The sequence below is a fragment of the Mycobacterium intermedium genome (genome assembly GCF_002086275.1).
Taxonomy (GTDB): domain Bacteria; phylum Actinomycetota; class Actinomycetes; order Mycobacteriales; family Mycobacteriaceae; genus Mycobacterium; species Mycobacterium intermedium.
On the sequence record NZ_MVHT01000154.1, the window covers coordinates 1 to 7,087 of the forward strand.

The 7,087-nt window shown below is 64.1% G+C and carries 5 protein-coding genes and 1 pseudogene; all 6 read left to right on the plus strand.

The annotated features are described in order from the left end of the window. Positions 1 to 171: 171 nt before the first annotated feature. Complete coding sequence (locus tag BST27_RS29170) at positions 172 to 945, plus strand: response regulator transcription factor (protein WP_069422572.1); 774 nt, start codon at positions 172 to 174, stop codon at positions 943 to 945. A gap of 7 nt (positions 946 to 952) precedes the next feature. After that, positions 953 to 2,467 (plus strand): sensor histidine kinase, encoded by a 1,515-nt coding sequence (locus BST27_RS29175; RefSeq protein WP_069422571.1) that lies wholly within the window; start codon positions 953 to 955, stop codon positions 2,465 to 2,467. A 231-nt stretch (positions 2,468 to 2,698) separates the two neighbouring features. Continuing rightward, entirely contained in the window at positions 2,699 to 2,788 is a 90-nt protein-coding gene (locus BST27_RS29180) for a K(+)-transporting ATPase subunit F (protein WP_139805441.1), read from the plus strand. Next, entirely contained in the window at positions 2,788 to 4,458 is a 1,671-nt protein-coding gene (kdpA, locus tag BST27_RS29185; RefSeq protein ID WP_069422569.1) for a potassium-transporting ATPase subunit KdpA, read from the plus strand. The genes BST27_RS29180 and kdpA overlap by 1 nt, the downstream gene beginning before the upstream one ends. A 1-nt stretch (position 4,459) precedes the next feature. Next, a complete protein-coding gene (gene kdpB, locus BST27_RS29190) occupies positions 4,460 to 6,577 on the plus strand; it encodes a potassium-transporting ATPase subunit KdpB (RefSeq protein ID WP_069422573.1) in 2,118 nt (705 codons plus the stop codon). A 1-nt stretch (position 6,578) separates the two neighbouring features. Beyond that, positions 6,579 to 7,028 (plus strand): annotated as a pseudogene (locus BST27_RS29195) (potassium-transporting ATPase subunit C); the annotation flags it as partial. Positions 7,029 to 7,087: the final 59 nt, after the last annotated feature.

Below are 7,087 nucleotides of genomic sequence, written 5' to 3' on the forward strand. Positions count from 1 at the left end.
CGCCGTGGGCTCCAGCTGGGCCTGACCCACACGCGTTAACCAACGTGGCCGCACACTCCGAGTGTGCGGCCACGTTGTTGTTTGCGCCCCCGCACGCGCGTCAAACCTAAGTATTTGAGAAGTCTATGAACTTCGTGACAACCGTATGTGCGCTTGAAAGAGTTTATGAATATGACCGCCATGTCTGGATATGCGCGCAGTCAGCGTCCCCGCCAAGCCATTCTGGGCCAGCTGCCCCGGATCAACCGCGCTGACGGTTCACCAATCCGGGTTTTGCTGGTTGACGACGAACCCGCCCTGACCAACCTGGTCAAGATGGCGTTGCACTACGAGGGTTGGGACGTCGAGATCGCTCACAACGGGCGGGAAGCGATCAGCAAGTTCGAACGGATCCAGCCCGACGTATTGGTCCTGGACATCATGCTGCCCGACGTGGACGGCCTGCAGATCCTGCAGCGGGTCCGCGAGTCCGACTCGTACACGCCCACGCTGTTCCTGACCGCGCGCGACTCGGTGATGGACCGCGTCACCGGCCTGACCGCGGGTGCCGACGACTACATGACCAAGCCGTTCAGCCTCGAAGAGCTGGTCGCTCGGCTGCGCGGGCTGCTGCGCCGGTCGAACCACTTGGCCCCGCCCGCAGATGAGTCCCTCAAGGTCGGCGACCTCAAGCTCGACGCGGCCAGCAGGGAGGTCACCCGCGGCGGCACGCCGATTCCGCTGTCCTCGACCGAGTTCGAACTACTTCGGTTCCTCATGCGTAATCCGCGGCGTGCACTGAGCCGCACCGAGATCCTCGACCGGGTTTGGAACTACGATTTCGCCGGCCGCACCAGCATCGTCGACCTGTACATTTCTTACTTAAGGAAGAAGATCGACGCCAACAGGGAGCCGATGATCCACACGGTGCGCGGGATTGGGTACATGCTCCGACCGCCGGAATGACCCCCCCATGACGGGGCATCGGAACACTCCGCGGTGGCTGCCCCGTTCGCTACGCCAGCAGTTGCTCTTGGGCGTGCTCATGGTCGTCACCGTGGTGTTGGGGGCCGTTGGGGCCGTCTCCATTCTGAGTCTGCGCGGCTACGTGACCGCGGTGGACGACGCGGAGGTGGCCGAATCCATGCATGCGTTCAGCCACGCCTATGCCCGGTATCGCAACGGCGAGCACACGTCGGTACACAGCGGGACTCCACCCATCTCCGAGGCTCTGCTGGAATTCACCGGCCAGACGCCCGGAAACCTCATAGCGGTCATCCGTGACGGCAAGGTGATCGCCTCGGCGGTCTTCTCCGAGGACGAACCGCGACCCGCGCCGCCCGACGTCATCCAAGCCATCGAGGCGATGTCCTGGTCTGACCGCCCATCACGCGTCGAGAGGCTGGGCAGCCTGGGCTCCTACCAGGTCGACAGCCGGGTAGCGGGCTCGGACCGGCTGGTTGTTGGCGTGTCGATGGCCGTGACCGACCAGATCATCGCCCGAAAAAACCTCACCACGACGGTTCTGGTGGTGGCCGCGCTGGTGATCACCGCGGCGCTGACCATTTGGGTGGTGGGCTATGCCCTGCGCCCGTTGCGACGGGTCGCTGCCACCGCCGCCGAAGTGGCCGCGATGCCGCTTGCCGGAGACGACCACCGGATCAGCGTGCGGGTGCGGCCGGAGGACACCGACCCGGACAACGAGGTCGGAATCGTCGGCCACACGTTGAACCGGTTGTTGGACAACGTCGATAGTGCGCTACAACACCGCGTCGACTCCGACCTGCGGATGCGGCAGTTCATCACCGATGCCAGTCACGAATTGCGGACCCCGCTGGCGGCCATCCAGGGCTATGCCGAACTGACTCGTCAGGACAGTTCGAACCTGCCGCCGACCACCGAATATGCGCTGGCGCGGATCGAGTCGGAAGCGCGTCGGATGGCCTCGCTGGTTGACGAGTTGCTGCTGCTCTCCCGCTTGGGTGAGGGTGAGGATCTGCAGACCGAGGAGCTCGACTTCACCGACCTCGTCCTCAACGCGGTGAATGACGCCGCGGTGGCGGCGCCCACCCACAGGTGGATAAAGAAGTTGCCCGACGAGCCGGTCTGGGTGAACGGCGATCACGCACGGTTGCACCAGCTCGTCAGCAACTTGCTAACCAATGCCTGGGTGCACACACCGCCCGATGTCACCGTCACCACCGGAATCACCTGCCATAACAACGGCTCTGGCGGCACCTACGCCGAGCTCACGGTTGCCAACGACGGGCCCGACATCGATCCGGAGGTCCTGCCACGCCTGTTCGAACGGTTCGTCCGCGCCGACAAGTCACGATCCAATGGCGCCGGCCACGGGTTGGGCCTGGCTATCGTGAGTTCGATTGTCAAGGCGCACGGCGGCACGGTGAGCGCGGAGTCCGGGAACGGTCGCACCGTCTTCCGAGTCCGGCTGCCCATGATCGAGCAGCCGGCTCCGGACGCCACCTGACCCGCCGCCGTCTGAAGACCGTAAAAGTGGCCACGACGGCCGTAAAGAAACCGTAAAGAGCCCGCTTTCCCGGCTTGATTCGCGCCTAGCGTCTTGTTGTCCCGCTGGTCGGGTCCTTCGATGTTGCGCGGAACGGGAGTCGGGTATGTCGGTGGTGGTCTATTTGGTGTTGACTGTGGCGGCTTTCGCCGCGTTCGGCGCGCTGTTGAATGCTCGGCTGAAGTGAGCCCCATGAGCGTCGCCAATACCGTCGGCCTCACACTGGCCGTCCTCATCGTGCTGATACTCGTTGCGGCACTTCTCCACCCGGAGAAGTTCTGATGAGCCCAACCACAGCCGCGCTGCTGTTCCTTGGGCTGCTTGTCATTGCGATCGCCGCCGCCCACGTACCCCTGGGCGACTACATGTTTCGGGTCTACTCGTCGGAAAACCACTCACGCGCAGAGCGATTCATCTATCGGGTGATCGGCGCCGATCCGGAGGCCGAGCAGACCTGGAAGTCGTATGCCCGCAGTGTGCTGGCGTTTTCGGCGGTCAGCGTGATATTCCTGTTCGTCCTGCAACTGATCCAGAACTGGTTGCCGATGCACCTGAATGATCCGGCCACCCGCATGACGCCGTCGCTGGCCTGGAATACCGCCGTCAGCTTCGTCACAAACACCAACTGGCAGTCCTATTCCGGCGAATCCACCCAGGGACACCTGACGCAGATGGCCGGGCTGGCCGTGCAGAACTTTGTGTCCGCCGCCGTGGGCATGGCCGTGGCCGTCGCCTTGGCGCGTGGGTTCGCCCGCCATCGCACGCAGGAGCTCGGCAACTTCTGGGTGGACCTGACCCGCGGCACCTTGCGCATCCTGCTTCCGATTTCGATCGTCGGCGCGGTCGTCCTCATCGCCGGCGGCGTCGTCCAGAACTTCCATCTGCACGAGCAGATGGTCACCACGCTGGCCGGCGCACAGCAGACCATTCCGGGTGGGCCGGTCGCCAGCCAGGAAGCCATCAAGCTGCTGGGCACCAACGGCGGCGGCTTCTACAACGCCAACTCCGCGCATCCCTTCGAGAACCCGACCGCGTGGACCAACTGGATCGAAATCTTCTTACTCCTCGTCATCGGGTTCTCACTCCCCCGAACGTTCGGCCGCATGGTAGGCAGCAAGAAGCAGGGCTATGCGATCGCGGCGGCAGTAAGCGTCATGGCTGCCCTCAGCGTCACCTTGATGATGCTCTTCCAGCTAGCGCACCACGGAACGGTACCGACGGCGGTCGGTGCGGCGACCGAAGGAGTCGAACAGCGCCTCGGAGTGGGTGATTCGGCGGTTTTCGCCGACGCGACCACCCTGACGTCCACCGGCGCCATCGACTCGACGCACGACTCGTACACCAGCCTGGGCGGGCTGATGACGATGTTCAACATGCAGCTCGGTGAAGTTGCGCCGGGCGGTGTGGGATCGGGCCTGTACGGCATCCTGATTCTGGCGGTGATCACCGTGTTCGTCGCCGGGTTGATGGTGGGCCGAACGCCTGAATACCTGGGCAAGAAGATCGCGCCGCGCGAAATGAAGTTGGCGGCAAGCTATTTCCTGATCACACCGTTGATTGTGTTGGTCGGCACCGCCGTAGCGATGGCCCTGCCCGGCGAACGCGCCGGTATGGCCAACACCGGCCCGCACGGCTTGTCGGAAGTGCTCTATGCGTTCACCTCCGCGGCCAACAACAACGGCTCCGCCTTCGCCGGGTTGTCGGCCAACACCGACTGGTACAACACCGGTTTGGCTCTGGCGATGCTCTTCGGCCGGTTCCTGCCGATGATTCTGGTTCTTGCCCTGGCAGGTTCGCTGGCTCGGCAGGGGGCCACCCCCGAGTCCAGCGGCACCCTGCCCACCCACCGGCCGCAGTTCGTCGGCCTGGTGGTCGGCGTGACCGTCATTCTCGTTGCCCTCACCTTCCTGCCCGCACTGGCGCTCGGGCCGCTCGCCGAAGGGATTCACTGAAATCGCTACGCACAAAATCGATCCAGTCGTCGGCAGGCGCGGGTTGCTCGACCCGGCGCTGCTGGTCAAGTCCCTGCCCGACGCGCTGCGCAAGCTCGACCCGCGCACCCTGTGGCGCAACCCGGTGATGTTCATCGTCGAGGTCGGTGCCGTGTGGTCGACGGTGCTGGCATTCATCGACGAAACATGGTTCAGCTGGATGACCGTGTTCTGGCTATGGCTGACAGTGTTTTTCGCCAACCTGGCCGAGGCCGTCGCCGAGGGGCGCGGCAAGGCTCAGGCCGACACCCTGCGCAAGTCGAAGGCCGATACCATCGCCCACCGCATCATGAACTGGTCACCCGGGCAGCCCGGTCTGACCGAAGCCGTCCCAGCGCCACTGCTACAGCAGGGTGACCTCGTCGTCGTCAACGCCGGCGAGGTCATCCCCGGCGATGGCGATGTGGTGGAAGGCATTGCATCCGTGGATGAATCAGCCATCACCGGTGAATCCGCACCGGTGATCCGCGAGTCGGGCGGCGATCGGTCAGCGGTGACCGGCGGCACGACCGTGCTCTCGGACCGCATCGTGGTCAAGATCACCCAGAGGCCGGGCGAGAGCTTCGTAGACCGGATGATCGCGCTCGTCGAAGGTGCCAACCGGCAGAAGACACCCAATGAGATAGCGCTGAACATCCTGCTGGCCGCACTGACCATGATCTTCGTGTTCGCGGTGGCCACCTTGCAGCCGCTGGCGATCTATTCGAAGGCCAATAACCCTGGCGTTCCCGACACTTCGGCGTTGGGCAGCGACGGGATCGGCGGCATCGTCCTGGTGGCGCTACTGGTGTGCCTGATCCCGACCACTATCGGTGCGCTGCTGTCGGCCATCGGCATCGCCGGCATGGATCGGCTGGTGCAACGCAATGTGCTGGCCATGTCCGGCCGCGCGGTTGAGGCGGCCGGTGACGTCAACACCCTGCTGCTGGACAAGACCGGGACGATCACCCTGGGCAATCGGGAGGCGTCGGCGTTCATTCCCGTGTCCGGGGTGACTCGCGAGGAACTGGCCGACGCCGCTCAACTGTCCAGCCTGGCCGACGAAACCCCGGAAGGCCGTTCAATCGTCGTCTACGCCAAGCAGGCGTATGGATTACGAGCCCGTACGCCCGGCGAGCTGGACAACGCGTCGTGGGTGGAATTCAGCGCGACGACCCGGATGTCGGGAGTCGACATCGACGGGAGAAAGTTGCGCAAGGGAGCCGCCAACTCGGTGGCCGAATGGGTCCGTAGCCACGGCGGTCGTGTCCCCGCCGACCTCGGCCAGATTGTGGACGGCATTTCCGCGGCCGGCGGAACACCGTTGGTGGTGGGCCGAATCACTGATGCGGGTCCGGCCGAAGTGCTCGGTGTCATCCACCTCAAAGACGTGGTGAAGCAGGGCATGCGTGACCGGTTCAACGCGATGCGGCTGATGGGCATTCGCACCGTGATGATCACCGGCGACAACCCGTTGACCGCCAAGGCAATTGCGGAGGAGGCCGGTGTCGACGACTTCCTCGCCGAAGCGACTCCCGAAGACAAGATGATGCTTATCAAGCGCGAACAGGAAGGTGGGCGCCTGGTCGCGATGACCGGCGACGGCACCAACGATGCCCCCGCGTTGGCCCAAGCCGACGTCGGGGTAGCGATGAACACCGGCACGGCGGCGGCCAAAGAGGCCGGAAACATGGTCGATTTGGATTCCGACCCCACCAAGCTGATCGAAATCGTGGAGATCGGCAAGCAACTGTTGATCACCCGCGGGGCGTTGACCACCTTCTCCATCGCCAATGACATCGCCAAGTACTTCGCGATCATCCCGGCGCTGTTCGTTGCCCTGTTCCCCGGGTTGGACTTGCTCAACATCATGCGACTGCACAGCCCGCAATCGGCGATTCTGTCGGCGGTAATTTTCAACGCCGTCGTCATCGTGGCCCTGATCCCATTGGCGCTGCGCGGAGTTCGCTACACGCCGAGCAGAGCATCGAAGTTGCTGAGCCGCAACCTCTTCCGCTATGGCCTGGGCGGCATCATCGCGCCCTTCATCGGCATCAAGCTTATCGATTTGCTCGTTCAACTGCTGCCTGGGGTGGCCTGAGATGAAGTTGGGCAACATGATTCGACAACACTTGGCCGCGCTGCGCGCGCTGCTGGTCTTCACGGTCATTCTTGGTTTGGGCTACCCGTTGCTCATTTGGCTGCTGGCGTTGATTCCGGGTTTGCATGCGAAGGCGGAGGGCTCGATCATCACCGCCGACGGCAAGCCGGTCGGGAGTCGGTTGATCGGCCAGTTGTTCACCGATGCATCCGGTAATCCGCTGCCGCGGTACTTCCAGACCCGGCCGTCGGCGGCCGGCGCCGGCTACGACCCGATGGCCAGCGGGGGCAGCAACCTGGGACCCGAAAGCATCGTCGATGCCCCTGGCCACCCGAGCCTGCTCACCCAGGTGTGTTCGCGCAGCGCTGCGGTCGGTCGACTGGAGAACGTGGATGGTTCCCGGCCCTTCTGCACCGGAGGTGGGGTTGGGGCGGTCCTTAAGTTCGTAGGTGCAGTTACTTCGTGTTGTTACGTTGTGCTGTGACCCGGGCGGGTCGGGTGAGGTTGTTG

Bases quoted from the DNA above. Each gene is read 5' to 3' on its own strand.
- BST27_RS29170 (WP_069422572.1), top strand. From the start codon at position 172: ATGACCGCCATGTCTGGATATGCGCGCAGTCAGCGTCCCCGCCAAGCC.
- BST27_RS29175 (WP_069422571.1), top strand. From the start codon at position 953: ATGACGGGGCATCGGAACACTCCGCGGTGGCTGCCCCGTTCGCTACGC.
- BST27_RS29180 (WP_139805441.1), top strand. From the start codon at position 2,699: ATGAGCGTCGCCAATACCGTCGGCCTCACACTGGCCGTCCTCATCGTG.
- kdpA (WP_069422569.1), top strand. From the start codon at position 2,788: ATGAGCCCAACCACAGCCGCGCTGCTGTTCCTTGGGCTGCTTGTCATT.